Here is a 23,663-nt window from a genome sequence, read left to right as displayed (position 1 = left end):
GCCGGCTCGCCCTGAATGCGAGCCGGCATGTAGGTTACTGTTTTACCGGTAGGTGCCGGCCCATTTCTTGACGAGCTCGGCATTGCTCTTGTCGATCACCGTGCCGCCGATCGGAATGCTGGAGGGCGGCACGCCATATTTGACGAAGTAATAGAGCATCACGATCGGCATATAGCCTTCGTAATAGGCGCCCGAATCGACGGTCGCGACCATCTTGCCGGCGAGAATGGAGTCGATGATGCCGGGGCTCAGATCGAAGCCGCCGATGACCGGCGTCACATTCGCTTCCGCCGCCGCCTGGGGGCCGACTTCGGTCACCACGCTGCCGAGACCGATGACCGCCTTGGTGTCGGGACGGCCGACGAGATATTGCGAGATGCGGGTCAACGCGGTCGCCATGGTCGGCGAGGCGTCGAGACGTTCCGAGGTGATGCCCGCTTCGTCGAGCGCCGCCTTGATGCCGCGATAACGCTCGGTGCCGTAGAAGGCATCCGGATCCTCGACCGGCGCCACGACGTGATCGCCTTTCTTGAGGCTACCCGCCTCGACCATCTTGCGCGCGATGCGCTGGCCGGCGGCGAAGAAATCCTGGCCGACATAGGCCTGGCTCTCGGTCGCGTTGGGCTTCGGATCATCAGTGTCGAAGGTGATGACGGCGATGCCGGCGGCGCGCGCCTTGGCGATGTTGGCGGTGAAGGCGTCGGGCAGCCAGTTGACGAGGGCGATGCCCTGCACCTTGTTGGCGATCGCGGTCTCGATGAGGTTGTTCTGCTTCACCGGATCGCTGTCGGCATATTGGATGTCGACGGAGACACCGCGATCCTTGGCGGCTTCCTGCGCGCCCTGGATCACCGGATTCCAGAAGGGATCGCCGGCGGCGGTGTAGATGATGAAGGTGACATTGACCTTCTCTTCCTCGGCCAGAGCGGTGCCCGCCGGCATGGCGCTTGCCGCCACAAGGGCGGCCGAGCCGGCAATCATCGAGGCCAAAGCCTCGCGACGTGACGTTTTCTTCATTCTTCTGCTCCCTGTTTGTTGTGATGCTTCATTTGTTGTCGGCCTTGCCGGCAAGGACGACGTCGTAATGCACGGCCCAGCGCACGATATGGCCGGTCACATAATCGGCGGCCGCCTGCTGGTCGCGGGCGCGCACCAGGCGCAGGATCTCGCGGTGCTCGGCAAGCTCGGTCTCGCGCAGCTCATCGCTCAGGCGCCCGGTGCGGCCGCGGGCACGCAGGAGATCGAGGATCGATCCCATGAAAGTGACGAAGACCTGGTTGCGTGTCGCCTCGGCCAGAAGCACATGGAATTTCGCCGCATGCTCATCGGTGGGCAGGCTACGATCGAGCGCCGCGCGGTGATCGTCGAGCAATCGCTCGATCGGCGCCAGATCCTCGGGCGTGGCCCTGATGCAAGCGAGGCGGACCGATTGCGGCTCGATCAGCTCGCGCGCCTCGAGGAGGTCGAGCGCCACGACATTGTTGATCAGGAAGCCGATCTGCTCGACCCGCAAAACATCCTCGGTCCTCGGCGCCTTGATGAAGGTGCCGTGGCCGGGGCTCGCCTGGACGATATTGAGGGTGGAGAGGATCTGCAGGCCTTCGCGGATGGTGGAGCGTCCAACCCCTAAGCTTTCGATCAGCTCGCGTTCGGTCGGCAACTGATCGCCGGGCTTGAGCAGCCCGCGGCGGATCATGCCCAGCAATTGCTGGGCGACCTGTTGGGCCGAAGTCGTCTTGACGATGGGGACGAATTCCACGGGATGCTCATGTCATATTGTCAGACCACCAGAGCGCAGAGCAGAAACGGAGTCAAGGGCCGGGATTCCGTCAATCCCGGGTAAGGCCCTGCAAGCTATTGGAGATATTGGTGAATATTAAAATTCAGACGCCGGGATCGAGCAGTATCTTGCCGATCACCTGACCTGAATCCTGGGCCTCATGCGCCTCGATGATACGTTCGAGCGGCAATCTCAGCCCGATCACGGGACTATAGGCGCCGGCCGTCAGGCAGGCGGTCACGTCGCGCACCGCCAGGCGATGTGCCTCCTCCGACATGGTGTAGACGAGCATGAAGCGGAAATTGTAGCCGCGCTGCATCGCCGGCACGAAGGGGATGGGGATCACCGCGGCCGGATCGTCGGTCGCGTAGGAAACGACCGCGCCATCGAGCGCCAGGCACGCCATGTCGATGGCGAGATTGGCCTTGAGATTGACCTCGACGATACGCTCGACACCTTTGCCGCGCGTGGCTTCCTTCACGCGCGCCGCGACATCCTCCGTCTGCCGGTTGATGACGAGATCGGCGCCCGCTTCACGCGCGACCTTTTCCTGCTCAGGCCGGCTCACCGTCGTCGCAACGAAAGCGCCCGCCCATTTGGCGAGCATGATGGCTGCGGTGCCCACGGCACCGGCGCCGCCCTGCACCAGCACATGCCGGCCCCTGATATCACCATCGGCGAACAGGCAGCGATGTGCGGTCAATGCCGGCACGCCGAGGCAGGCGCCGGTCGTGAAGGAGATGTCATCCGGCAAAGGCACGGCCTGGGCCGAGGGAATGACGGTGAACTGCGCAGCTGTCCCAAAGGCGCGGCCGAATTGCGCTTCATAGAGCCAGACGCGCTCGCCAAGTCGCGTCTCGGATACACCAGGCCCAACTCTGTCGATGACACCTGCGCCATCCTGATGCGGCACGATGCGCGGAAAACCCATCGGCCGGCCGCCGAAAGCGCCACGCGTCTTGGTGTCTGAAGGATTGAGCCCTGAAACGTGGATGCGCACGCGCACTTCGCCGGATCCGGGTTCTGGTTCCGGCAGATCGCCTAGGAGGAGAACATCGCGCGCCGGGCCTTGCCGGTCGTAATAGGCTGCTTTCATGCGAGCAAGGATAGGCCGCGCGCGGATCCGACTCAACCGCCGGAAATCATCTGCCTGCTCAGTCTCTGCAGCGCGGCGGTTCGCTGGGCGACGAAGCGCAGGAGAGCCGAGCGCCCGGGTTCATTCAGACCCTGCAGCGACTTGAGGAACAGGATCGTGCCTTTGCAGTTGCGCGCCGCATCGAGCTTGAACTCGATCGCATTGCGGAACTCGGCCGCCGTGAAGCCATCCGCCGTGGCTGCGAGCAGGAGCTGCATCAACGGAGCCTCGACATCTTTCTGATCGACCGGCTGGCCGGCATAGCTGCCGCTGGTGCGGATCACCTCCGCCGTGGCGGCGAGCTCGCGCTCCTGCAGGGACGCGGGCAGCAGAGCCGGATCGAAACCGCCCGTCTCACCCTTGAGATAGGCCTCGCAGGCCTTGGCGTCCTTCGCCGCCAGAGCTTCGGCCTCTTCCGCCGCGATCTGGTAGAAGGAGGTGAGTGCCGCGTCGGACGCGGAAGATATGCTCTGCGCCACGATCGGCGTGATGATCGCCCACATGCGCCGGCGCATCTCAGCGGCGGCTTCGCCTTTGACCGTGCCTTGGCGCAGGATGGCGAAGATCTCCTCGCGCGCTTTCGGATGCTTTTCGCGCAAGGTCCGATAAAGGGCGACCTGGTCGAGGGCCTTTTCGGCGTCGTCGATCTCCTGCAGCGGAATGCCGGCCTGCGCCACATCGGCGTCGGTCGCATAAGAGGTCACGAGACCCGACGCGAAGAGCTCGGCATGGCTCGGCCGCCAGGCATTTTTCTCCGTCACCGCCAAAGCGCGCTCGATGAAGTCCGCTTCGACGCCGCGGCCGCGGAGGAAGCTGCGCAGCTTGGCGATATGAGGTTGCGCTTCGGCGGAGTCCTGCGCGCCGGATTCGGGACGACCAAGGGCCAGGACCGCGTCGCGCGACAGCCAGCGGCTCTTGCCGGCGGCGAAGGCCTTGACGCAGGGCCCGGCGCAGACGGCCGAGACATAGGTGTTGAGATTATTGGCGAGGATGATCTCGCTCAGCCTGTCAGCTTCGGCGGGGCGGCCTTCCGGGCTGTTCAGATAGATGGTCGCGATCGCCGGATGATCATGCAGGACCTCATCGACCGTTTCCGACAGGCCCAGATCCATCGGGCCGGTGACGTTGAGCTCGGTGTCGTCGCGCAGCAGCGCCACCGTGTAGCGCGGCTCCGTGGTCTCGAAGATGGCGTCGGCGAAATGCTGGATCTGCGGCACGCCGAGCCTGGCGAAGATGGCGAGCACGGAGAGCGCCGCGATGACCGTCGCCCCTTTTGCGGCGATGCTCCAGATGCGTTTCGGATGTTCGGCTTCATAACGCTCGGCGGCGCGGACGACGCCGACGGCGAACCACACCATGGCGGCGAGCAGCGCCAGCCACAGGCCGATCACCCCGACGCTCACCAGGATCGGATAGTCGGCGATGTCGAGTCGCATGAGGGAGAAATAGAGGACGCCGAACAGAAAGGCGATCACGAGGCCGCTCAGCCAGAAGCTCTTCGGCAGCGACAGCACGCCCTTCCAGTGGCGCAGAAGATACGGTGTTTTAGGTTCGACGGGAGCAGGCGGAGGCTCCGCCGCGGCGGCGACATCGACCGTCTGGACTTGCTGCCATTCCTTGAAGCCCACCCGCCAGATCCAGTCGGTCGGCTTGAGCGAATTGTCGGCCAATGCCGCGGTGACGGCTTCCGTCGCCATCGGCCCGTTCCGTTTGCCGCCGACATGGGTAAACCAGGCGATGGGCCGCGTGCCATCCCTCATCTTAAAGTAGATGCCGAGCGCATCGAGCGCGAAGACCAGGGCGGACGGCACGACAAAGCTGGCCAAGGCCACCTGCCACTGCGGTGCGCCGCCATGGGCGAGGGCGAAGGCCGAGACGATGACGGCGACAGCATAAGTGAGGAGATGGGCGGCCAGGAGCCGCCGCAAGCTCATCTCCTTCCAGGCCTTCAGCGCCCAGATCGGAACTCGGGAGAATACCGCAATGCCGAGAAGGGCCCCGGCAAAAGAAATGGCCGCTGCAGTCGTCATGCCGCACCTGCACTAACCGGTCACGGGCCGTCCGGGCCGGAATTAACCCTAAGTGATCGTGACCTGGGTAAGCTAAATGCAGATGAACGGGTTAGGCAAGCGTTAGGTACATCTGGTCGGGGAAGCGGTAAATATATGAAAAGTAACTAAAATTTTACGAAATGGCGATTCGGGGGACCCCTCTCCCGGCTCGTTGCCGATCTCGTCTCCGCGACGCTCCGGAGCAGGTGAAAATCATCAGTGCCCTGATCAATATTTCGCGTCTCCGCGCGCGTCGTGATTCCCTCCGGCATTGTACGCCAAGGTCGTGAATGCGGCGGTCGATGACCGCGATCATCGCAGCGCATCAGACACACTTTCCTGTGCCCGCGAACTGGATTTTCGCCGCCGCAAAAATGAAGTGTTGATCGGATCGGTCAAAGCGAGCATGCTCCCTCGCTATTTTCCGGATATGCGCTGAGGCTTTGGAACATGCCTGGCATTGGACGAGAGCAGACGTCGGAGCCCTGGCGGGTGGGCGTATTGTTTTCGCGCACCGGCTATATGGCGCTCATCGAAGAGACGCAGTATCGCGGCACGATGCTGGCGATCGACGAGATCAACGAGGCCGGCGGCATCAATGGCCGCGAACTCGTCCCCGCCGTCTTCGATCCGGGCTCCGACAATGCGCAGTTCCGCGCCTATACGCGCAAGATGCTGGCCGAGGACGGCATCCGCACCATCTTCGGCTGCTACACGTCGTCGAGCCGCAAGGCGGTGCTGCCGATCGTCGAGCGCCTCAACGGCCTCCTGTGGTATCCGACCCTCTATGAAGGCTTCGAATTCTCGCCCAACATCATCTATACGGGCGCCGCGCCCAACCAGAACAGCCTGACGCTGTTCACCTATCTCGCCCAGAATTACGGCACGCGTTTCTATTTCGTCGGTTCCGACTATGTCTATCCGCGCGAATCGAACCGCATCATGCGCGCCCTCGTCAATCAGTCGGGCGGCGAGGTGGTCGGCGAGATGTATGTGTCGCTCAATGCCCGGCGCGAGGAGTTCTATCCGATCATGCGCGACATCCGGACCGCCAGCCCGGACGTCATCTTCTCGACGGTGGTCGGCGAGGCGACCGTGTTTCTCTATCAGGCCTTCAACGATTTCGGCCTCGACGCCAAGAAGCTGCCGATCGCCAGCCTCACCACCACCGAGGCCGAGATCCAGGCGATGGGCGCCGATGTCGGTGAGCACCACATCACCGCCGCGCCTTATTTCCAGGGCATCGGCGGGTCCAAGGAAGAGGCCTTCGTCCAGCGCTACCGCAAGCGCTACGGCGACAGCGAAAACACGAATATGTGCGTGGAAGCGGCCTATTTTCAGGTGCATCTCCTGGCCAAGGCGCTGGCGCAGGTGAACACGCTCGACACCGACATATTGCGGCCTTTGGTGCTCGGCTCGACCATCGATGCGCCGCAGGGCACCGTGTCGATCAATCCGGCCTGCAGCCATGCCAATGTCTGGTCGCGCGTCGGGCGCGTCAACCGGGCCGGACACTTCGCCATCATGCATCAGTCGCTGTCGCAGATCGACGCCGATCCCTATCTCATCAGCCCCTATCGGTTGGCGGAAAGCGCCTGAGCCATGGCGATCAATCCCCTGGCCCAGTTCTCGCGCCTGCGCCTGCTGGTCGTCTGCGAGCCCGATGAGGACGGCCAGTCGCTTCTGCGCCACCTCCAGCGCAGCCGCGCGCAGGTCCGGCATCAATGGCCGGCGCCCGACCGTATCGGCGAAAATGCCGATGTACTGTTCTGCGAATATGGGCCGGGCCTCGGCAACCGGCTCGCCTGGATGCCGGGCGAGGCGGAGGCGGCGCTCATCGTCCTGCTGCCGCAGAATGTGCGCCTCGATTACCACGAGCTGCATGTGGCCTGCCCCAATGCGGTGCTGAGCCGGCCCTATCAGCCGCATCTCATCGATGCAGCGATGCTGCTCGCCTTCGACCAGTTCGCCTTCTTCCGGCGCCAGAAGACGCGCATCGCGCGCATGGAAGAGAATGCGCGCGCCATGCGCGATATTGAGAAGGCGAAGCAGCTGATCATGCGGCGCAATCGCATCAATGAAACGGAAGCCTTCCGTGTACTGCGCGATATGGCGATGAAGAAACGCGTCACTGTCGCGTCGCTCGCGTCCAAACTCGTTGACACTTCCGACAGCCTCGTATAAGAAACGCGCACCCCGCAAAAATGCGGACAGCGGCAAAAGCGCCGCTCACATAATCAGGCAGTAACGCCCTCATGATTGACCGGTCCAGGTCAACTTGGGGGTTTTTTGTTGTTGTCATGGAGGAAACGATGGCTATCAGGAGAAGATCGTTCCTGACGGGAACGGCTGCGCTCGGCGCAGGTTTATTGGGCGGATTCCCACATATCTGGATCAAGGACTATTCGCTGGCGCGCGCCGCCGGCGGTGAAATCAAGGTCGGCGTGCTGTTCTCGCTCACCGGCACGACGGCGATCATCGAGGAGTCGCTGAACAAGGCGACGATCATGGCGATCGAGGAGATCAACGCGGCCGGCGGCATCAACGGCATGCAGATCAATGCGGTCGTCGAAGACCCGGCCTCCGATCCCGCCACCTTCGCGGAGAAAGCGCGCAAGCTCGTCGTTGGCGACAAATGCGTCAGCGTCTTCGGCTCCTACACGTCGGCCAGCCGCAAAGCGGTGCTGCCGGTGGTCGAGAAGCGCAACAATCTCTATTTCTACCCGACCCTCTATGAGGGCCGCGAATGCTCGAAGAACGTGATCTATACGGGCGCCGTGCCCAACCAGCAGCAGGACGAGTTCGTGCCCTGGCTGGTCGAAAAGTTCGGCAAGAAGTTCTTCCTCATCGGCTCGAACTACATCTATCCGAAGGAGGAGAACAACTACTGCAAGAAGCTGCTCGAGAAGCTCGGCGGCGAAGTGGTGAACGAGGAATATGTGCCGCTCGGCCATTCCGAGTTCTCCTCGGTGATCAACAAGATCAAGAGCACCGCACCCAATGTGATCTTCTCGACGGTGGTGGGCGATTCGGTGGTGGCGCTGCATCGGCAATATCGCGCCGCCGGCCTCGATCCGGCCAAGATGCCGATGGCGAGCCTCACCACATCCGAAAACGAAGTGGCGGCGATGGGCGGCGATGCCGCGGCCGGCCATTTCACCTCGGCGCCCTATTTCATGGTGCACAAGTCGCCCGAGAACGAGAAATTCGTCGCCGCCTACAAGAAGCGCTGGGGCGACGACAAGGTCACGCATTTCGTTTCGGAAGCCTGCTATTTCCAGATGTATCTGTTCAAGCAGGCAGTCGAGAAGCTGGCCCAAAGCGACATCACGCCGGACGGCATCCGCGAGGCGATCAAGGGGCAGGAATATGTGGCCCCGCAAGGCAAGATCCATCTCGACAAGGAGAATCTCCACACCTGGCTGTGGCCGAAGATCGCCGTCGCGAAATCTGACGGCCAGTTCGAGGTGCTGAAGGATTCGGCCGAATGGAAGGCGCCCGATCCTTATGCCGCCTATCCGAACCAGAAATGCACCGAGACGGGCTTGAAGGAAGCCTGAGACTCATCCGGCCGCGGCGGCTTTGTACCGCCGCGGCTTTCTAGCCTTGTGAGCTTTCGGTCATGGAATTTCTGTTCGAACAATTCATCACCGGCCTGAGCATCGGCTCGATCCTGCTCATCGTCGCCCTCGGCCTGTCGATCATCTATGGCTCGATGGGCGTCATCAACATGGCGCATGGCGAGTTCATCATGCTCGGCGCCTATGGTGCCTGGGCGCTCAAAGCCTATGCCGGCATCAGCCTGTTTCCGAGCCTCATCATCATTTTCATCGCCACGGCGCTCCTCGGCGCCCTCATCGAGCGCGGCGTCATCCGCTATCTCTATCGCCGGCCGATCGACACCATCCTCGCCACCTGGGGGATCGGCGTCATGCTGCAGCAGCTGGTGCGGCTCACCGCCGGCGGCGAATTGCGTTATGTCGAGATGCCGCCGAGCCTCGCCGCCACTGTCGACATCTTCGGCGTCGACGTCTCGGCCTATCGTGTCTTCATCATCATCGCAGGCGCCGCCCTCTTCGCCGCGACCTGGATGCTCGTCAACAAGACGACGGTCGGCATGCAATTGCGCGCCGTGGTCCAGGACCGCAGCATCGCCACCGCCTTCGGCATCAATGCGAGCACGATCTATACCGGCACCTTCGCCTATGGGGCGGGGCTTGCCGGCCTCGCCGGCGCGCTGGTGGCGCCGCTCAAGAGCGTGTCACCGGAAATGGGCACCGGCTATGTGGTCGATGCCTTCTTCGTCGTGGTGCTGGGCGGCGTCCAGAGCCTGTTCGGCACGGTGGCGAGCTCGGTGCTTCTCGGCCAGCTCTCAGGCGTGCTCGCATATTGGCAGAACGACACCGTCGCCAAGGCGCTGGTGCTGGTCGGTATCGTCATTCTCATCCGCTTCAGGCCGCAGGGCCTCTTCGTCACAAGGGTGCGCACATGATGTCGAAGCGCACCATGAGGCAGGTCTTCGTCTATGGCGCGGTGTGCCTCGCCATCTTCCTCCTGCCGATGCTGATCAACGACGATTTCCTGCTCAACCGCTTCGCCCGCTATCTGGTGCTGGCCATGGTGTCGATGGCACTGGCACTGTCCTGGGGTTATGCCGGCATCCTCAATCTCGGCCAGGCGATGAGCTTCGGGCTCGGCTCCTATTGCATGGCGATGGCGCTCAAGCTGCGCACCATTCCCGTCCATACCGGCTCGGAAGGGCTGCCCGACTTCATGGTGTGGAACAATGTCGAGGCGCTGCCGTGGTTCTGGAAGCCGTTCTATTCCATGCCCTTCGCCATCGCGGCGGGCATCATAGGACCGATGATCGTCTCGGCGATCCTCGCCTGGTTCATGTTCCGCGGCAGGGTCACCGGAGTCTATGTGGCGATCATCACGCTCGCCACTCTGGTAGTCGTCAATCTCGTCATCATCGACCAGCAATGGGCGACGGGCGGTTTCAACGGCATCACCGATCTCGCCCAGCTCGAGCTCTTCGGCATCACCTTCGATGCCTATAGCGCGACGACCTATTATCTCATCGCTATCTGTCTGACGGTGTGCCTGTTCCTGGCGCTTGCCGTCACCAAGAGCAAGGCCGGGCTCATCCTGCAGGCGATCCGCGACCAGGAAGACCGCGTGCGCTTCTTCGGTTACGACGTGGCGCTGTTCAAGACCATGGTGTTCTGCATCTCGGCCGGCATCGCCGGTCTCGCCGGCATGCTCTACACGATCGTCATGGAATTCGCCTCGCCGACCTTTCTCGGCGTGCAGCTCAGCCTGTCGATCGTCATCTGGTGCGCGGTCGGTGGCCGGCAAAGCCTGGTCGGCGCGCTGCTCGGCGCCATTCTCGTCGCCGGCATGCAGGGCGCGCTCTCTGAATCCGAGGTCTTCCTCGACACCTGGACGCTCGTCATGGGCGCGCTTTTCGTGCTGGTGGTGCTGTTCCTGCCCAATGGCATAGCGAGCCTCGGCGAAAAACTCACCGAGAAGTTCGGCGGCCGCCGCGCCACGCCCGAACCGGCCAAGCGCGGCAATTCCATCGCCCGCTCCACCAAACTCGCCGAGGGCAAATGACCGCGCATCTCGAACTCAGCGATGTCAGCGCCAGCTTCAACGGCTTCAAGGCGGTGAACGGCCTGTCGCTCAAGGTGGAGAAGGGGGAGTTGCGCTGTCTCATCGGGCCGAACGGCGCCGGCAAGACCACCGCCCTCGACCTCATCTGCGGCAAAACGGTGCCGAGCGGCGGCTCGATCCGCTTCAAGGGCATCGAGCTCGGCCGGCATGACGACTATCAGATCGCGCGCTCAGGCGTCGGGCGCAAATTCCAGGTGCCGAGCGTCTTCCGCCAGCTCACCGTGCGCGAGAATCTCGAAGTCGCCTATTGCAAGCGCAATGGCGTCCTCGCCAATCTGCTGCGCTGGGCGCATTCGGCCGACAGCGACGGCCTCGACAAGCTCGCGGAATTCGTGGGGCTCAGCGATCAGCTCAACGTGCCGGCGGCGCATCTTTCGCATGGCCAGACGCAATGGCTCGAGATCGCGCTGTTGCTCGCCCAGGACGCCGAGCTCATCCTGCTCGATGAGCCGACCGCCGGCATGACGGTGCAGGAGACGCAGAAGACCGCCGATATCTGCAACCGCCTCAAGGGCAAACACACGATCATCGTGGTCGAGCACGATATGGGATTCGTCAAGGCGATCGGCGACATCATCTCGGTGATGCATCAGGGCAAGCTCCTCGCCGAAGGCCCGGTCGCCGAGATCGAGAACAATCCGAAAGTCAAACAGGTCTATCTGGGATCGGTGGGGATCAGCGGTGCTTGAGCTCAAGAATCTCGAAGCCTATTACGGCAATTCGCGCGCCCTTCAGGGCGTCAATCTCACGCTCGAAACGGGCAAATTCCTGGCCGTTCTGGGTCGCAACGGGGTGGGCAAGACCACTCTGTTCAAGGCGATCCTCGGCCTCATGGACCGCTGCGGCGGGGAGATCGCGCTGTCGGGTAAACGCCTCGACCCGCTGCCGACCTTCAAGCGCGCCCATGCGGGCCTCGGGTATGTGCCGCAGGGCCGCGGCATCATCCCGACCTTCACGGTGCGGGAGAATCTGAAGCTCGGCACCTTCGCGCGTTCCGGCGGCGACAAGCATTCCTATGACGATCTCGTCTTCGAGATATTCCCCGTGCTCGGCGAGTTTCTCGACCGGCAGGGCGGCAATCTTTCCGGCGGCCAGCAACAGCAGCTGGCGATCGGCCGGGCGCTTCTGACAAACCCTAAGATCATCCTGCTCGACGAGCCGACCGAGGGCATCCAGCCCAACATCGTCGAGCAGATCGAGGAAGCGATCATCAAGCTCAACAAGGCGCATGGCATCACCATCATCCTGGTCGAGCAGGATATCGAATTCGCACGGCGCGCCTCCGACTCCTTCGTAATCATGGAGAAGGGCCGCGTCGTGGCGGAGGGTCCCGTCAAGAACCTGACGGACAATCTCATGCACAAGCACATGGCGGTGTGACCATGCGTCGGTGCGCAATGATCAGGCAACCATCTGGGAGACGAACATGATTCATGGCGATATCGGTAGCAGCAACGACACGGTCGGCGTTGCGGTGGTCAACTACAAGATGCCGCGCCTCCATACCAAGAAGGAGGTGCTCGACAATGCCCGCAAGATCGCCGAGATGCTGGTCGGCATGAAAGTGGGCCTGCCCGGCATGGATCTGGTGATCTTCCCGGAATACAGCACCCACGGCATCATGTATGATCAGAAGGAGATGTATGAGACCGCCTCGCAGATCCCGGGCGAGGAGACCGAGATCTTCGCGGCTGCCTGCCGCAAGGCCAAGGTCTGGGGCGTGTTCTCGCTCACCGGCGAACGCCATGAGGAGCATCCCAACAAGGCGCCCTACAACACGCTCATCCTGATGAATGACAAGGGCGAGATCGTGCAGAAATACCGCAAGATCATGCCCTGGGTGCCGATCGAAGGCTGGTATCCCGGCAATTGCACCTATGTGTCGGAGGGCCCCAAGGGCCTCAAGGTGAGCCTGATCATCTGCGATGACGGCAATTACCCGGAAATCTGGCGTGACTGCGCGATGAAGGGCGCCGAGCTCATCGTGCGCTGCCAGGGCTATATGTATCCGGCCAAGGACCAGCAGGTGCTGATGGCCAAGGCGATGGCCTGGGCCAATAACAGCTATGTGGCGGTTTCGAACGCTACCGGCTTCGACGGCGTCTACTCCTATTTCGGCCATTCGGCGATCATCGGTTTCGACGGTCGCACGCTCGGCGAATGCGGCGAAGAGGAGATGGGCATCCAATATGCCCAGCTGTCGAAGATGCTCATTCGCGACGCGCGCAAGAACAGCCAGTCCAACAACCATCTCTTCAAGCTGGTGCATCGCGGCTATACCGGCATGATCAATTCGGGCGAGGGGGCGCAGGGCGTCGCCAGCTGCCCCTATGATTTCTACAAGAAGTGGATCACCGATCCGGAAGGCACGCGCGAGATGGTGGAGGCCATCACCCGTTCGACCGTCGGCACCGAGGAGTCGCCGATCGAGGGCATTCCGAATCCGAAGACGCGCGCCCATCGTTGAGTAAGAGCCGGGGACCGGAGAGTGGTCGGGGCCACTCTCCGGTCATGCCTGAATGGATGTCGTAGTCATGGATCTGAGCAATTATCTCCTCACCGGACAGCCTTATTATCATCCCGTCGGCAATGAGGTGGCGCTGTTCGAAGCGGCCTATGCGGCGCGCCTGCCGATGATGCTGAAGGGGCCGACGGGCTGCGGCAAGACACGTTTCATCGAGCATATGGCCTGGCGGCTCGGCAAGCCGCTGATCACGGTCGCCTGCCATGAGGACATGACGGCGTCGGATCTGGTCGGGCGTTTCCTTCTCGATGCCGAAGGCACCGTCTGGCATGACGGCCCGCTGACACTCAGTGTTCGCCACGGCGCCATCTGCTATCTCGACGAGATCGTCGAGGCGCGCCAGGATACCACCGTCGTCATCCATCCCTTGACCGATGACCGTCGCATCCTGCCGCTCGAGAAGAAGAACGAGCTGGTCCGGGCGCATCCCGACTTCCAGATCGTGATCTCCTACAATCCCGGTTATCAGAGCGTCATCAAGGATCTGAAGGAATCGACCAAGCAGCGTTTCGCGGCGCTCGACTTTTCCTATCCCGAAGCGTCGATCGAAACCGAGATCGTCGCCCATGAATCAGGGATCGCGCATGAGGACGCCGCCGTGCTGGTGCGGATCGCCGGACGCACCCGCAATCTGAAGGGACATGGATTGGATGAAGGCGCCTCGACCCGCATGCTGGTCCAGGCCGGCCGGCTGATGAGCCGGTCGATCCCGCTGCGCGAGGCTTGCGAGGTGGCGATCGTGCTGCCGATCAGCGATGATCCCGATATGCGCCGCGCCCTCACCGAAACGATCGCCGCCTGCGTCTGAGGATGACCGACGACGGTCTCATAGACGGCTTGCTGCGCAGCGTCCGCTTCGCCCAGGCCATCGACCGGCGCACCTGGCAGAGCGTGCGCGAGGTCTTTCCCGGGCCTGCCTTCGACCTGTGGATCGACGGCTTCGAGCGGGTCGCGGCGAAGATCAGCGACCCCGCGGCGCCTTTCGCCTTCGCCACCGGTAGCGTCGAGGTGGCGCGGCTTCACGGCGTCGATCTGGCGCTCGCCACTGCCGACACCGCGACCGGCATCGCCAAGGCGGCGGGACCTGAAGCCGCTCTGCGCTTCCTCAGCACGCTGCCGGCGGTGGCCGCACTTCTCGAGGAAAACGCCGCCTTGCGGATCTGGTTGCGGACGGTCGAGGAGGCGGCGACGCTGGCGCCAGGCGCTGCGTCCCTCATCATTCGCGCCTCGGGCTTCGTGCTCGGCCGGCTCAGCGTGCTCGCCTTTCGCGCCTGGGCGGCAAACGGCATCCGTCAGAGCGGTGGTGATGCCGCCAAGGCGGCGCTCTATTTCGCCGTCACCGACATGGCGACGCTCAAAGCCTTCGAGCGCGATCCGGACGATGTCGCCTTCACCGATATCGAGGCATCGCTGCGCGCCTTCCTGATCGCCCTGTGGAAGATCCGCCCGGTGATCCGCGCGGCCAGCGTCAGGCCGGGCGGGCGGGTGATGCGGCGGGCCTCCTTCGATGGCGCCTTCATCCGCGTGCCCGAGATCTATGCCGGTTATCGCGGCGCGGCGGCAGCCGCCCATTATCACGCGGTCTTCGCCCATATCGGCGCGCATCTGAGGTATGGAAGGGCCAAATTTCCGGTCGGCTCGCTCCGGCCCGTGCAGCTGGCGCTGGTCGGGCTGATCGAGGATGCGCGTATCGAGGCGCTGGCCGCCGAGGAATATCCGGGCCTGCGCCGGCTGTGGTCGCGCTTCCATGTCGCCGAGCCCGGCACGGCCCTCACCGCCGAGCTTCTGATGATGCGCCTGGCGCGGGCGCTGATCGATCCCGCTTATGTCGATGACGATCCGTGGATCAGCAAGGCGCGCCGGATGTTTCGCGATGCCCGTGATCAATGGGAGGATCCGGCGATCAGCCGGCGCATCGGCGGGCTGCTCGGCAATGACATCGGCCAGATGCGCATCCAGTTCAATGCCAGAAGCCATGTGATCGAGCCGTCCTATCGCGATGACAATCTGGGCCTGTGGGATTTCGGCGAGACGCCGCCGGAGCAGGCGGAAACCGCCGAGATGCTGCTCGAGGCGGTGCGTCTCAATGAGCAGGAGACGCCTGAGGGGAGCGAGCGGCGCGAGCGTGATGATACGAGCGACGTTTCGGCGAACCGGGCCGGAAAGCTGACGGCACTGCCGGAGGATGCCGGCATCCCGATCGCCCGGCGTTCCGAATGGGATCATGTCGGCGGCCTGATGCGGCATGACTGGACGACGATCCTGGAATTCAAGCCGAAACCGGCGGCGGCCGAAGCGATCGATGCCATCCTCGCCGATCACGCCGATGTCGAGCGCCGCATCGCCCGGCTGGTGAAGGCGGCCAAGGTCAGCCGGCCGGTGCGGATGCGCCGCCAGCCGCAAGGCGACCGCCTCGATCTCGATGCCGCCATCCGGGCGATGATCGATTATCGCGCCGGCCTTCCTCCCGACACGCGCCTCTATGAAACGCAGGAGATGCGGGCGCGCGATCTCTCGGTGCTGGCTTTGCTCGACATATCGGAATCGACCCGCGACCGGGTACGCGACACGACGACCACCGTCATCGCGCTCGAGCGGGCGGCGGCGGCGCTGCTCGCCCAGGCCATGGCCGATCTCGGTGACCCTTTCGCGCTCCATGCCTTCTGCTCGAATGGGCGCGAAGAGGTGCGCTACTACCGGGTGAAGGATTTCACCGAGGACAATCTGGCGGTGGTGAAAGCGCGACTGGCGGGGTTGCGTGGCATGCTGTCGACCAGGCTCGGCGCCGCGCTGCGCCAGGCGGGGGCGGAAATCGCGACCCAGGCCACGCATCGTAAGCTGGTGCTCGTCATCACCGACGGCGAGCCCGCCGATATCGACGTCGCCGACAAGCGATATCTGGTCGAGGATGCGCGCAAAGCGGTGCAGGAGCTGGCCCGGCAGGGTGTCGACGTCTTCTGTGTCGGCCTCGACGGCGGCGGTGAAAACTATCTGCCGCGCATCTTCGGTCCGCGCAACCACCTGATGATCAATCGGGTCGAGGCCCTTCCCGAAAAATTGCCGATGCTCTATTTCAGACTCACCATCTGATCATGCAGGACGGCAATCGCTTGAGCAGTGCCAGGCTCTATGCCGCGGAATTCCTCGGCACGGCCATTCTCGTGTTTTTCGCGGCGGGCGCGGTCATGGTCACCACCATGCTCGGCAATCTGCCGGGACCGCTGATCGCCGGCTCGGCCTCAGGATTGGCGCTGATGATTCTGATCTGGGCCTTGTTCGATATTTCGGGCGCGCATTTCAATCCGGCCTTGACCCTGGGGCTCGCCGCCTTCGGTGACTTCCCCAAGCGATTGGTGCCTGGCTATATCGTGGCGCAGCTCGCCGGGTCCTGTGCGGGTGCGGCTCTTCTTTATTATACGCTCGGCGCGCAAGGTGGCATGGGCGCCAATCTGCCCAATCCGGGTTTGGCCCTTCCGCTCGCCGGCGCCTTCGCCATCGAATGTTTCCTGTCCTTCGTGATGATGCTGGTCATTCGCGCCGCTTTCGCGGTCGCGCCGCCGCTTCGCTCTTTCGCCGCGGTGCCGATCGGCCTCGTCGTCGGCATCGAGGTCATGCTGATGGGGCCGATTGCGGGAGCGGCGATGAATCCGGCGCGCGCCTTCGGCCCGACCATGTTTCTCGGCGACTGGCGGTTCTATTGGATTTATGTATTGGGACCCATCATCGGCATTCTCGTTGCCGGCTGGACTTGGCGCTTCCTCGAGCGCTAATCGCGAAAATCCTGCAGCAGGCTGCCGATGGAGCGCAGGCAGCGCAGCGCCAGGTCGAGCAGCTCGGTGTGGGCGTGTGTGTCGGGTGCGATCACATAGACCGGCCGGCGGATCTCGGGCGCGTTCTCGACCGGTGTGATATGGCCGCTCGCAATCCAGGGCGCGGCGAGGCTCCAGGGCAGGTAGCCCGCGGCGCGCTGGTCGAGAAGATAGTTCAAGCCCAGGACCGCCGGACCGATGGTGATGGCCGGCGTTGGCAGATCGGGATAGGCCTCGCGGTGGGCCGAGCGCAATTCGTCGTCCCAATCGAGATTGACATAATGGCTGTGCCAGTCGTCGATGATCTCCTTGTGGCAGACAAGGACCAGGCGTTCGTCGAACAAGGTCTCGACGAGGAGACCGGGCCTGCGGCGGGGAATGAACACCACGCCCAGATCGAGCAGCCCTTCCGACAGGCGTTCGATGATATTGTCGGAATGGCTGCCTTCGAGCCTCACCGCCACGTCGGGCGCGCGCTCGCGCATCGAGGAAAGCCAGGGGCGCAGCAGGCTGCTCCACAGGCTGGCCGGGCCGCCTAGGCGGAATATGGTCTGAAAACCTTGCGGCAGGGCGATTTCCTGGCGCGCCTGTTCCCAGGAGCTCAGGATCGCCAGCGCATGGGCCTCGAGCCTGAGGCCCGCCGGGGTGAGGTCGGCGCCTTCGCGCCCGCGCAGGAAAAGCGGCTGGCCGAGCTGTTCCTCGAGCGCCCGGATCCGCGCCGAGACGGTCGACTGCGTGACATTCAGCCGGCTGGCGGCCAGGCTGAAACTGCCGGTCGCCACCACCTCGACAAAGCTGCGCAACTGGTCGACATTCATGGCGATCCCGTTCGATTGAGATTTCCGATAGCAACTATTCGAAAAATTTGCTTGCAAGATCAAGACCACTTCATGGACCATCGCCTACTTACCGACAGATAGAAGCGTCCAGGGAGCCCGTCCATGACCCGTCCTCGCGACCATGACTACTTGCCCATCCTCAAGCGCGATCTCGCTGACGGGAAGGTGAGCCGACGCAGTTTCCTGCGTACCGCAACCTTGCTGGGCCTCTCGGCGGCCTCGGCTTACGCCTTCGCCGACAAGGTGACGGGGGTACCAAGCGAGGCACAGGCGCAAGACGCGAAGCCCAAGGGCGGGACCTTGCGAATCAGCACCACGGTCTATGACGTCAAATCGCCGGCCATCGCCTCCACCACCGCCCACCCGCTCATTTATTCGCAAGTGGTCGAATATCTGACCAAGACCGGCGCCGACAATGTCACGCGACCGCATCTCCTCAAATCCTGGGAGCCGTCCGCCGATCTCAAGACGTGGACGCTCCATCTGCGCGACGACGTCAAATGGCACAGCGGCCGCTCCTTCGTCGCCGACGATGTCGTGTGGAACCTGACGCGGCTGTTGAGCGACGACGTCGGCTCCTCGGTTCTGGGGCTGATGGAAGGCTACCTGCTCAACAGCGTCGACACCGGCAAGGTCGACGACAAGGGCAAGAAGATCATTCGGCACGAATTGTGGGACCCGAAGGCCATCGAGAAGGTCGACGACAAGACGGTGCGCCTCAATCTCAAAGCCCCGCAGCTCGCGGTGCCCGAGCATCTCTTCCATTATCCGGCGGTCATGCTCTATCCGGAGGAGAAGGGCGTGTTCGGGCCGGGCGCTGTCGGCACCGGCGCCTTCACGTTGAAGGAACTCAATGTCTCGCGCAATGCGGTGCTGGAAGCCAAGCCTGGTTACTGGGGCGAGGGGCCTTATCTCGACCGCATCGAATTCGTCGATGTCGGCGGCAATGAGCAGGCGATCGTCAATGCGCTGATCTCCGGCCAGGTCGATGGCGCCTTCCAGATCCTGCCCGACTTCTATCCGCTGCTGAAGGACAATGCCGCCCTGCAATATTACCAGGTCACCACCGCCGATACTTCGGTGGTGCGCATGAATCTCAAGAACAAACCCTTCGACGATGCGAAGGTCCGCCAGGCCTTCCGGCTGGCGGTCGACCCGGTCAAGGCCAACCAGATCACTTTCGGCCAGTTCAGTACGCCGGCCGAGCATCATCATGTCTCGCCGATCCATCCCGACTACGCCAAGCTGCCGGAGCCCGTGCGCGACGTCGAAAAGGCCAAGGCGCTGCTCGCCGAGGCCGGTTACAAGGACGGCGTCGATGTCGAGCTGGTCATCCAGCAGAACCCGCCGCATCACTTGCGCAATGCCACCGCGCTCACCGAGATGTGGAAGGAGGCCGGCATCCGCGCCGCCATCAAGGTGGTGCCCAACCCGCAATATTGGGATGTCTGGATGACGGCGCCGCTCGGCATGACGGTCTGGGCGCATCGCCCGCTCGGCGTCATGAATCTGGCGCTCGCTTATCGCTCCAATGCCGCCTGGAATGAAAGCGCCTTCGCCAATCCCGAATTTGACAAATTGCTCGACGAAGCCGAGGCGATCCCCGATCCCAAGGCGCGCAGCGCCAGGATGGCCGATATCGAGGCGCTGATGCAGCGCGAAGGCCCGATCGTCCAGACCTATTGGCGCAACCTGATCTCCTTCTACGACAAGAAGGTGGTGGGCTTCGCCATGCATCCGACCTACATGGTCTTCTGCAACGAGCTGGCGATCAAAAGCTGAGTTTTCCCTTCTCCCGCCTGCGGGAGAAGGTGCCCGAAGGGCGGATGAGGGTGTTCGTGCCGATTGTGTGAGCCTTCGGCGAGTGACTCATCTCGAAATGCGGAGTTCATGATTATCTGCCCGACACCCTCATCCGGCCTATCGGCCACCTTCTCCCGCAAGCGGGAGAAGGGGAATAATTTGGTATGGACGCGGGGATGATCCGCTTCCTCCTTCGCCGCATCGGCCAGTTCATCATCACCTTTCTCGCGGCATCGTTCCTGCTCTTCGCGGTGACGGAATTTTCGCCGGGCACCGTGGCGTCCAAGATCCTCGGTCCTTATGCAGTCTCATCGCAAGTCGATCTCCTCACCGAGAAGCTGCATCTGGGCGATCCGTTGCTGGTGCGTTATCTGCGCTGGCTCGGCATCGTTGCGGGTGTCGTCGAGAATCCGCTCGGTGATCCGACGATCGGGCTCGGCCTGAGCGATCCGCGCGGCAACCGCTATGTCGGCAATTTCGGCTATTCGCTGATGCTGAAGGAGCCGGTCGTCGATGTGGTGGGGGAGCGCATCGGTTATACGGTGCTGCTCACGCTGCTCGCCATCCTCGTCATCATCCCGGTGTCGCTCGCCGCCGGCGTCGCCGCCGGCGTCAATCCGGGGCGGCCCGTCGACCGCATCCTGTCGATGGGCGCCGTCATCCTCACCTCGCTGCCGGAATTCGTCGTCGCGGTGGCGCTGCTGCTCGTCGGCGTGGTGTGGCTCGGGATTCTGCCCGGCACCAGCCCGATGACACAAGGCGGGCGCTGGCCCTTGAGCCTGCAGCTCGTTCTGCCGGTCGGCGTCCTCGTCATCGCCTCGGCGAGTTATGTGCTGCGCATCGTGCGCGCCTCGGTCGCCGACACGATGCGCAAGCCCTATGTGCGCACCGCTCTGCTCAAAGGCCTCAAGCGCCGCGACATCATCCTCCATCACGTGCTGCGCAATGCGATGATCCCGCCGATCACCGTCATTCTGCTGCAGATCAACTGGCTGCTCACCGGCGTCGTGGTGGTCGAATCGATCTTCGCCTATCCGGGCGTCGGCTCGCTCCTGCTGCAGGCGGCCCTGTTCGGCGATATCTATCTCGTCCAGGCCCTGACGCTCCTGGCGCTCATCGTGGCGGTCGGCACGCAATTGATCGGCGATCTCTGCTATCTGGCGCTCGATCCGAAGATCAAGCTCGGATGACGATGATGCGCACCATCCTCCGCCGCTTCTCGCCCTCGCCCTCCGCCCTGATCGGCGTGGCGCTGATCGTCGCCTGGGGCCTCGTGGCGCTCCTGGCGCCGCTCATCGCGCCTTATGATCCGAGCGCCATCGATTTCGCGGCGGCCGCCGATCCGCATCCGTCCCTCGCCCATTGGCTCGGCACCGACAGCAGCGGGCGTGACATTCTCTCCCGCCTCATCTGGGGAGCGCGCACGACCTTCACGGTGGTGCCGCTCGCGGTGGTGAGCGCCTTCGCCGCCGGCATCCTGCTCGGCGTGCCGGCCGGTTATTTCGGCGGTTGGTTCGATGCGCTGGTGAGCCGTCTGTCGGATGTCATTCTCGCCTTCCCGGCGCTCATCATCTACATCATCCTCATCACCGCACTGGGGCCGTCGCTCCTCAACATCATCATCGCGGTGACGCTCGCCTATGCGCCTGGGGTGAGCCGCATCGCACGCGGCATCACGCTCGCTCTGCGCGAGCAGGATTATGTGGCGGCGGCACAGGCGCGCGGCGAATCGAGCCTCTACATCATGTTCGCCGAGATCTTGCCCAATGCGCGGGGACCGCTCATCGTCGATCTCTGCCTGCGTGCCGGCTATACGGTCATCCTCACCGGCACGCTCGGCTTCCTGGGCCTGGGCCTGCCGCCGCCGACACCCGACTGGGGCGGCATGGTGGTCGAAAGCGCCCATCTGCTGCCGATCGCCTGGCACATGGCGGTGTTTCCCTGTGTCGCTATTGCGAGTCTCGTGATCGGCTGTAATCTGCTGGCCGACGGCCTGCGCAAGGAGGGGCTCACATGAGCGCACCTCTTCTCGTCGTCGACAATCTCCATATCGCCTATCGGGGCGACAAGGGCGACGTTACCGTCGTCAAGGATTTCTCGCTGACGCTGGGTTCGGCCGAGACCTACGGGCTGGTGGGCGAATCGGGTTCCGGCAAATCGACGGCGGCTTTCGCGCTTCTGGGCTATCTCGCCGAAGGCGGCCGCATCGTTTCGGGCAGCATCAAGGTGAATGGCGCCGAAATCACGACGCTCGACGAAGAGGGCCTGCGGCGTCTGCGCGGCGGCGACATCGCCATGGTCTATCAGGAGCCGGCGAGCGCGCTCAATCCGGTGCTCACCATCGGCCGGCAACTGGTCGAGGCGCGGCTGGCTCATCGCCCGGGCAGCAAGGCGCAGGCGCTGGCCGACGCCGCCGATATGCTGACGAAGGTGAGCATCGGCGACGTTCAGGCGATGCTGCGGCGTTATCCGCATCAATTGTCGGGCGGCCAGGCGCAGCGTGTGGTGATCGCCATGGCGCTTCTCGCGGAACCGAAGCTCCTGGTGCTCGACGAGCCGACGACTGGCCTCGATGCGACGGTCGAAGCGGGGGTCGTCGATCTCATCGGCGAGCTGGCCCGGAAGATCGGCATGGGGCTGCTCTATATCTCGCATAATCTGGCGCTGGTCGGGCGCATCTGCGAAAGAGTCGGCGTGATGTATGCCGGCCGTGTCGTCGAGGAGGGAAGCACCCGCGATATTTTCGGCCGGCCGCGGCATCCTTATACACAAGCCCTCATCGCCTGCCGTCCCGCGGTCACGGAAGGAACGGCGAGTCGCCGCCTCACCGTCATTCCCGGACAGCCGCCGGCGCCCGGCATTCATATTGAAGGGTGTGCTTTCGTACCGCGCTGCCCGCATGCGGTGCCGGGGCGCTGCGATCAGGCCGCGGCCATCGCCGTGAAGACACTTGCCGGTAATCACTTTGTGCGCTGTGCCCGGGCGGATGATGACCTGGCGATCGCAGCTGTGGCCTCTGAAGCGGAAACGCGGCCATTGCCCGGTCCCGAGGTGATCCGTATCGAGCATCTGAGCAAGGCCTACCTGCCGCGCAATGCCTTCGGGCTCGCGCGCCGGGTGGATCTGGCGCAGCTGCCCAAGGCCAATGACGATATCTCGCTGTCGGTCCGGCAGTCCGAAATCCTGTCGGTGGTGGGCGAATCGGGCTCCGGTAAATCGACGCTCGCCCGCATCCTGATCGGCCTCGAAGAGGCGAGCGAGGGCCGGGTCCTGCTGCTCGACCAGGATGTCGCGCGGCGCCGGGCGTGGCGGCGGCCCAGGTCTTTGCTCCGGGCGCTGCAAATGGTGTTCCAGAACCCGGACAGCACGCTCAACCCCTCCCACAAGGTGGGTGCCATCATCGGGCGCGCCGTCAAGCGCCTGGGACAGATCCAGGGAAGGCAGGCGATCACGGCGCGTGTCGATGAGCTTCTGGCGCAAGTGCAATTGCCGCAGAGCTTCGTCGGCAAATATCCGCATGAATTGTCGGGCGGGCAGCGCCAGCGCGTCGGCATCGCGCGCGCTTTCGCCGGCGAGCCGGACATCATCATCGCCGATGAGCCGGTCTCGGCGCTCGATGTGTCGGTGCAGGCGGCGATCGTCAATCTGCTGCTCGACATGCAGCGGGAGGCCGGCACCACCTTCGTCTTCATCAGCCATGACCTCGCTCTGGTGCGCCATATCTCCGACCGCGTGGTGGTGATGTTCGGCGGCCGCATCATGGAAATTGGCCGCCCGGCCGAGATATTCGCGCCGCCTTATCATCCCTATACCGAGGCGCTGCTGCAGGCGGCGCGTGAGGGACGGCGCAAGGTGCCGGCCTTCGACCCGGCTCCACCGCCCCGGACAGGGTGCCGCTATGCCGGCCGCTGTCCGCGCCGCATCGACGGCCTGTGCGAGATCAAGGAGCCGCCGCGTCAGGCGACACCAGACGGCCACGTCATTTTCTGCCATCTATCCTGGGAGCAGTTCGGCGCTGCTCAGACATTCAGTGAAGGAGACTAATC

At 63.5% G+C, this 23,663-nt stretch carries 21 protein-coding genes; 16 read left to right on the top strand and 5 right to left on the bottom strand.

The window, feature by feature from the left end; translation table 11 throughout:
- Positions 1 to 42: 42 nt before the first annotated feature.
- From JHL16_RS21435 to JHL16_RS21420, 4 genes are all read right to left on the bottom strand, one after another.
- A complete protein-coding gene (locus JHL16_RS21435) occupies positions 43 to 1,017 on the bottom strand; it encodes a substrate-binding domain-containing protein (RefSeq protein ID WP_200186853.1) in 975 nt (324 codons plus the stop codon).
- A gap of 28 nt (positions 1,018 to 1,045) precedes the next feature.
- Positions 1,046 to 1,759 carry an FCD domain-containing protein gene (locus JHL16_RS21430; RefSeq protein WP_200186852.1) on the bottom strand — a complete coding sequence of 238 codons (714 nt, stop codon included), beginning with the start codon at positions 1,757 to 1,759 and terminating at the stop codon, positions 1,046 to 1,048.
- 124 nt (positions 1,760 to 1,883) lie between these two features.
- Positions 1,884 to 2,876: an NADPH:quinone reductase gene (locus JHL16_RS21425; RefSeq protein ID WP_200186851.1), complete on the bottom strand. Its 993-nt coding sequence runs from the start codon at positions 2,874 to 2,876 to the stop codon at positions 1,884 to 1,886.
- Positions 2,877 to 2,908: 32 nt separating this feature from the next.
- Entirely contained in the window at positions 2,909 to 4,945 is a 2,037-nt protein-coding gene (locus tag JHL16_RS21420) for a GYF domain-containing protein (protein WP_200186850.1), read from the bottom strand.
- A gap of 292 nt (positions 4,946 to 5,237) precedes the next feature.
- Here JHL16_RS21420 and JHL16_RS21415 point away from each other — a divergent pair, with 292 nt between their 5' ends.
- From JHL16_RS21415 to JHL16_RS21360, 12 genes are all read left to right on the top strand, one after another.
- Positions 5,238 to 5,405 (top strand): hypothetical protein, encoded by a 168-nt coding sequence (locus tag JHL16_RS21415; RefSeq protein ID WP_200186849.1) that lies wholly within the window; start codon positions 5,238 to 5,240, stop codon positions 5,403 to 5,405.
- Positions 5,406 to 5,458: 53 nt separating this feature from the next.
- On the top strand, positions 5,459 to 6,565 hold the full coding sequence (locus tag JHL16_RS21410; protein ID WP_348647247.1) for a transporter substrate-binding domain-containing protein: 1,107 nt from the start codon (positions 5,459 to 5,461) through the stop codon (positions 6,563 to 6,565).
- A gap of 3 nt (positions 6,566 to 6,568) precedes the next feature.
- Positions 6,569 to 7,150: an ANTAR domain-containing response regulator gene (locus tag JHL16_RS21405; protein WP_137857001.1), complete on the top strand. Its 582-nt coding sequence runs from the start codon at positions 6,569 to 6,571 to the stop codon at positions 7,148 to 7,150.
- A gap of 128 nt (positions 7,151 to 7,278) precedes the next feature.
- Positions 7,279 to 8,526, top strand: a complete 1,248-nt coding sequence (locus JHL16_RS21400) for a transporter substrate-binding domain-containing protein (RefSeq protein WP_200186847.1) — start codon at positions 7,279 to 7,281, stop codon at positions 8,524 to 8,526.
- Between the two features lie 62 nt (positions 8,527 to 8,588).
- Positions 8,589 to 9,458 (top strand): urea ABC transporter permease subunit UrtB, encoded by an 870-nt coding sequence (gene urtB / locus JHL16_RS21395; protein WP_200186846.1) that lies wholly within the window; start codon positions 8,589 to 8,591, stop codon positions 9,456 to 9,458.
- The gene (gene urtC, locus JHL16_RS21390; protein WP_200186845.1) at positions 9,455 to 10,582 is read left to right on the top strand and encodes an urea ABC transporter permease subunit UrtC; all 1,128 of its coding nucleotides are present in this window, start codon (positions 9,455 to 9,457) and stop codon (positions 10,580 to 10,582) included. Before urtB ends, urtC begins: the two co-directional genes overlap by 4 nt.
- Entirely contained in the window at positions 10,579 to 11,331 is a 753-nt protein-coding gene (gene urtD, locus JHL16_RS21385; protein ID WP_137856997.1) for an urea ABC transporter ATP-binding protein UrtD, read from the top strand. The genes urtC and urtD overlap by 4 nt, the downstream gene beginning before the upstream one ends.
- A complete protein-coding gene (urtE, locus tag JHL16_RS21380; RefSeq protein WP_137856996.1) occupies positions 11,324 to 12,022 on the top strand; it encodes an urea ABC transporter ATP-binding subunit UrtE in 699 nt (232 codons plus the stop codon). The genes urtD and urtE overlap by 8 nt, the downstream gene beginning before the upstream one ends.
- A 46-nt stretch (positions 12,023 to 12,068) precedes the next feature.
- Positions 12,069 to 13,109, top strand: coding sequence for an aliphatic amidase (locus JHL16_RS21375; RefSeq protein WP_200186844.1), 1,041 nt, complete (start codon positions 12,069 to 12,071; stop codon positions 13,107 to 13,109).
- 67 nt (positions 13,110 to 13,176) lie between these two features.
- On the top strand, positions 13,177 to 13,974 hold the full coding sequence (locus JHL16_RS21370; protein ID WP_200186843.1) for a CbbQ/NirQ/NorQ/GpvN family protein: 798 nt from the start codon (positions 13,177 to 13,179) through the stop codon (positions 13,972 to 13,974).
- A 2-nt stretch (positions 13,975 to 13,976) separates the two neighbouring features.
- Positions 13,977 to 16,256 (top strand): nitric oxide reductase activation protein NorD, encoded by a 2,280-nt coding sequence (locus JHL16_RS21365; RefSeq protein WP_200186842.1) that lies wholly within the window; start codon positions 13,977 to 13,979, stop codon positions 16,254 to 16,256.
- A 20-nt stretch (positions 16,257 to 16,276) separates the two neighbouring features.
- Positions 16,277 to 16,936, top strand: a complete 660-nt coding sequence (locus JHL16_RS21360) for an MIP/aquaporin family protein (protein WP_200186841.1) — start codon at positions 16,277 to 16,279, stop codon at positions 16,934 to 16,936.
- Here JHL16_RS21360 and JHL16_RS21355 read toward each other — a convergent pair.
- Positions 16,933 to 17,793, bottom strand: a complete 861-nt coding sequence (locus JHL16_RS21355; RefSeq protein WP_200186840.1) for a LysR family transcriptional regulator — start codon at positions 17,791 to 17,793, stop codon at positions 16,933 to 16,935. The two genes, JHL16_RS21360 and JHL16_RS21355, sit on opposite strands and share 4 nt — an antisense overlap.
- A 123-nt stretch (positions 17,794 to 17,916) precedes the next feature.
- On the opposite strand from JHL16_RS21355, the gene JHL16_RS21350 reads away from it, so the two are divergent.
- The 4 genes from JHL16_RS21350 (at position 17,917) to JHL16_RS21335 (ending at position 23,661) form a co-directional block, all read left to right on the top strand.
- Entirely contained in the window at positions 17,917 to 19,596 is a 1,680-nt protein-coding gene (locus JHL16_RS21350) for an ABC transporter substrate-binding protein (protein ID WP_200186839.1), read from the top strand.
- A 197-nt stretch (positions 19,597 to 19,793) separates the two neighbouring features.
- Positions 19,794 to 20,807: an ABC transporter permease gene (locus tag JHL16_RS21345; RefSeq protein WP_200186838.1), complete on the top strand. Its 1,014-nt coding sequence runs from the start codon at positions 19,794 to 19,796 to the stop codon at positions 20,805 to 20,807.
- Positions 20,804 to 21,634, top strand: coding sequence for an ABC transporter permease (locus JHL16_RS21340; protein ID WP_246770993.1), 831 nt, complete (start codon positions 20,804 to 20,806; stop codon positions 21,632 to 21,634). The genes JHL16_RS21345 and JHL16_RS21340 overlap by 4 nt, the downstream gene beginning before the upstream one ends.
- Positions 21,631 to 23,661: a dipeptide ABC transporter ATP-binding protein gene (locus JHL16_RS21335; protein WP_200186837.1), complete on the top strand. Its 2,031-nt coding sequence runs from the start codon at positions 21,631 to 21,633 to the stop codon at positions 23,659 to 23,661. Before JHL16_RS21340 ends, JHL16_RS21335 begins: the two co-directional genes overlap by 4 nt.
- Positions 23,662 to 23,663: the final 2 nt, after the last annotated feature.

The organism is Taklimakanibacter albus (assembly GCF_016595235.1).
GTDB lineage: Bacteria > Pseudomonadota > Alphaproteobacteria > Rhizobiales > Aestuariivirgaceae > Taklimakanibacter > Taklimakanibacter albus.
Note: the sequence above shows the minus strand (reverse complement) of the source record. Positions and strands in the feature narration are given on the sequence as shown.

Bases quoted from the DNA above. Each gene is read 5' to 3' on its own strand.
- JHL16_RS21345 (WP_200186838.1), top strand. From the start codon at position 19,794: ATGATCCGCTTCCTCCTTCGCCGCATCGGCCAGTTCATCATCACCTTT.
- JHL16_RS21400 (WP_200186847.1), top strand. From the start codon at position 7,279: ATGGCTATCAGGAGAAGATCGTTCCTGACGGGAACGGCTGCGCTCGGC.
- urtC (WP_200186845.1), top strand. From the start codon at position 9,455: ATGATGTCGAAGCGCACCATGAGGCAGGTCTTCGTCTATGGCGCGGTG.
- urtB (WP_200186846.1), top strand. From the start codon at position 8,589: ATGGAATTTCTGTTCGAACAATTCATCACCGGCCTGAGCATCGGCTCG.
- JHL16_RS21425 (WP_200186851.1), bottom strand. From the start codon at position 2,876: ATGAAAGCAGCCTATTACGACCGGCAAGGCCCGGCGCGCGATGTTCTC.
- JHL16_RS21340 (WP_246770993.1), top strand. From the start codon at position 20,804: ATGACGATGATGCGCACCATCCTCCGCCGCTTCTCGCCCTCGCCCTCC.
- JHL16_RS21375 (WP_200186844.1), top strand. From the start codon at position 12,069: ATGATTCATGGCGATATCGGTAGCAGCAACGACACGGTCGGCGTTGCG.
- JHL16_RS21355 (WP_200186840.1), bottom strand. From the start codon at position 17,793: ATGAATGTCGACCAGTTGCGCAGCTTTGTCGAGGTGGTGGCGACCGGC.
- JHL16_RS21350 (WP_200186839.1), top strand. From the start codon at position 17,917: ATGACCCGTCCTCGCGACCATGACTACTTGCCCATCCTCAAGCGCGAT.
- JHL16_RS21370 (WP_200186843.1), top strand. From the start codon at position 13,177: ATGGATCTGAGCAATTATCTCCTCACCGGACAGCCTTATTATCATCCC.
- JHL16_RS21420 (WP_200186850.1), bottom strand. From the start codon at position 4,945: ATGACGACTGCAGCGGCCATTTCTTTTGCCGGGGCCCTTCTCGGCATT.
- JHL16_RS21405 (WP_137857001.1), top strand. From the start codon at position 6,569: ATGGCGATCAATCCCCTGGCCCAGTTCTCGCGCCTGCGCCTGCTGGTC.
- urtD (WP_137856997.1), top strand. From the start codon at position 10,579: ATGACCGCGCATCTCGAACTCAGCGATGTCAGCGCCAGCTTCAACGGC.
- JHL16_RS21335 (WP_200186837.1), top strand. From the start codon at position 21,631: ATGAGCGCACCTCTTCTCGTCGTCGACAATCTCCATATCGCCTATCGG.
- JHL16_RS21435 (WP_200186853.1), bottom strand. From the start codon at position 1,017: ATGAAGAAAACGTCACGTCGCGAGGCTTTGGCCTCGATGATTGCCGGC.
- JHL16_RS21365 (WP_200186842.1), top strand. From the start codon at position 13,977: ATGACCGACGACGGTCTCATAGACGGCTTGCTGCGCAGCGTCCGCTTC.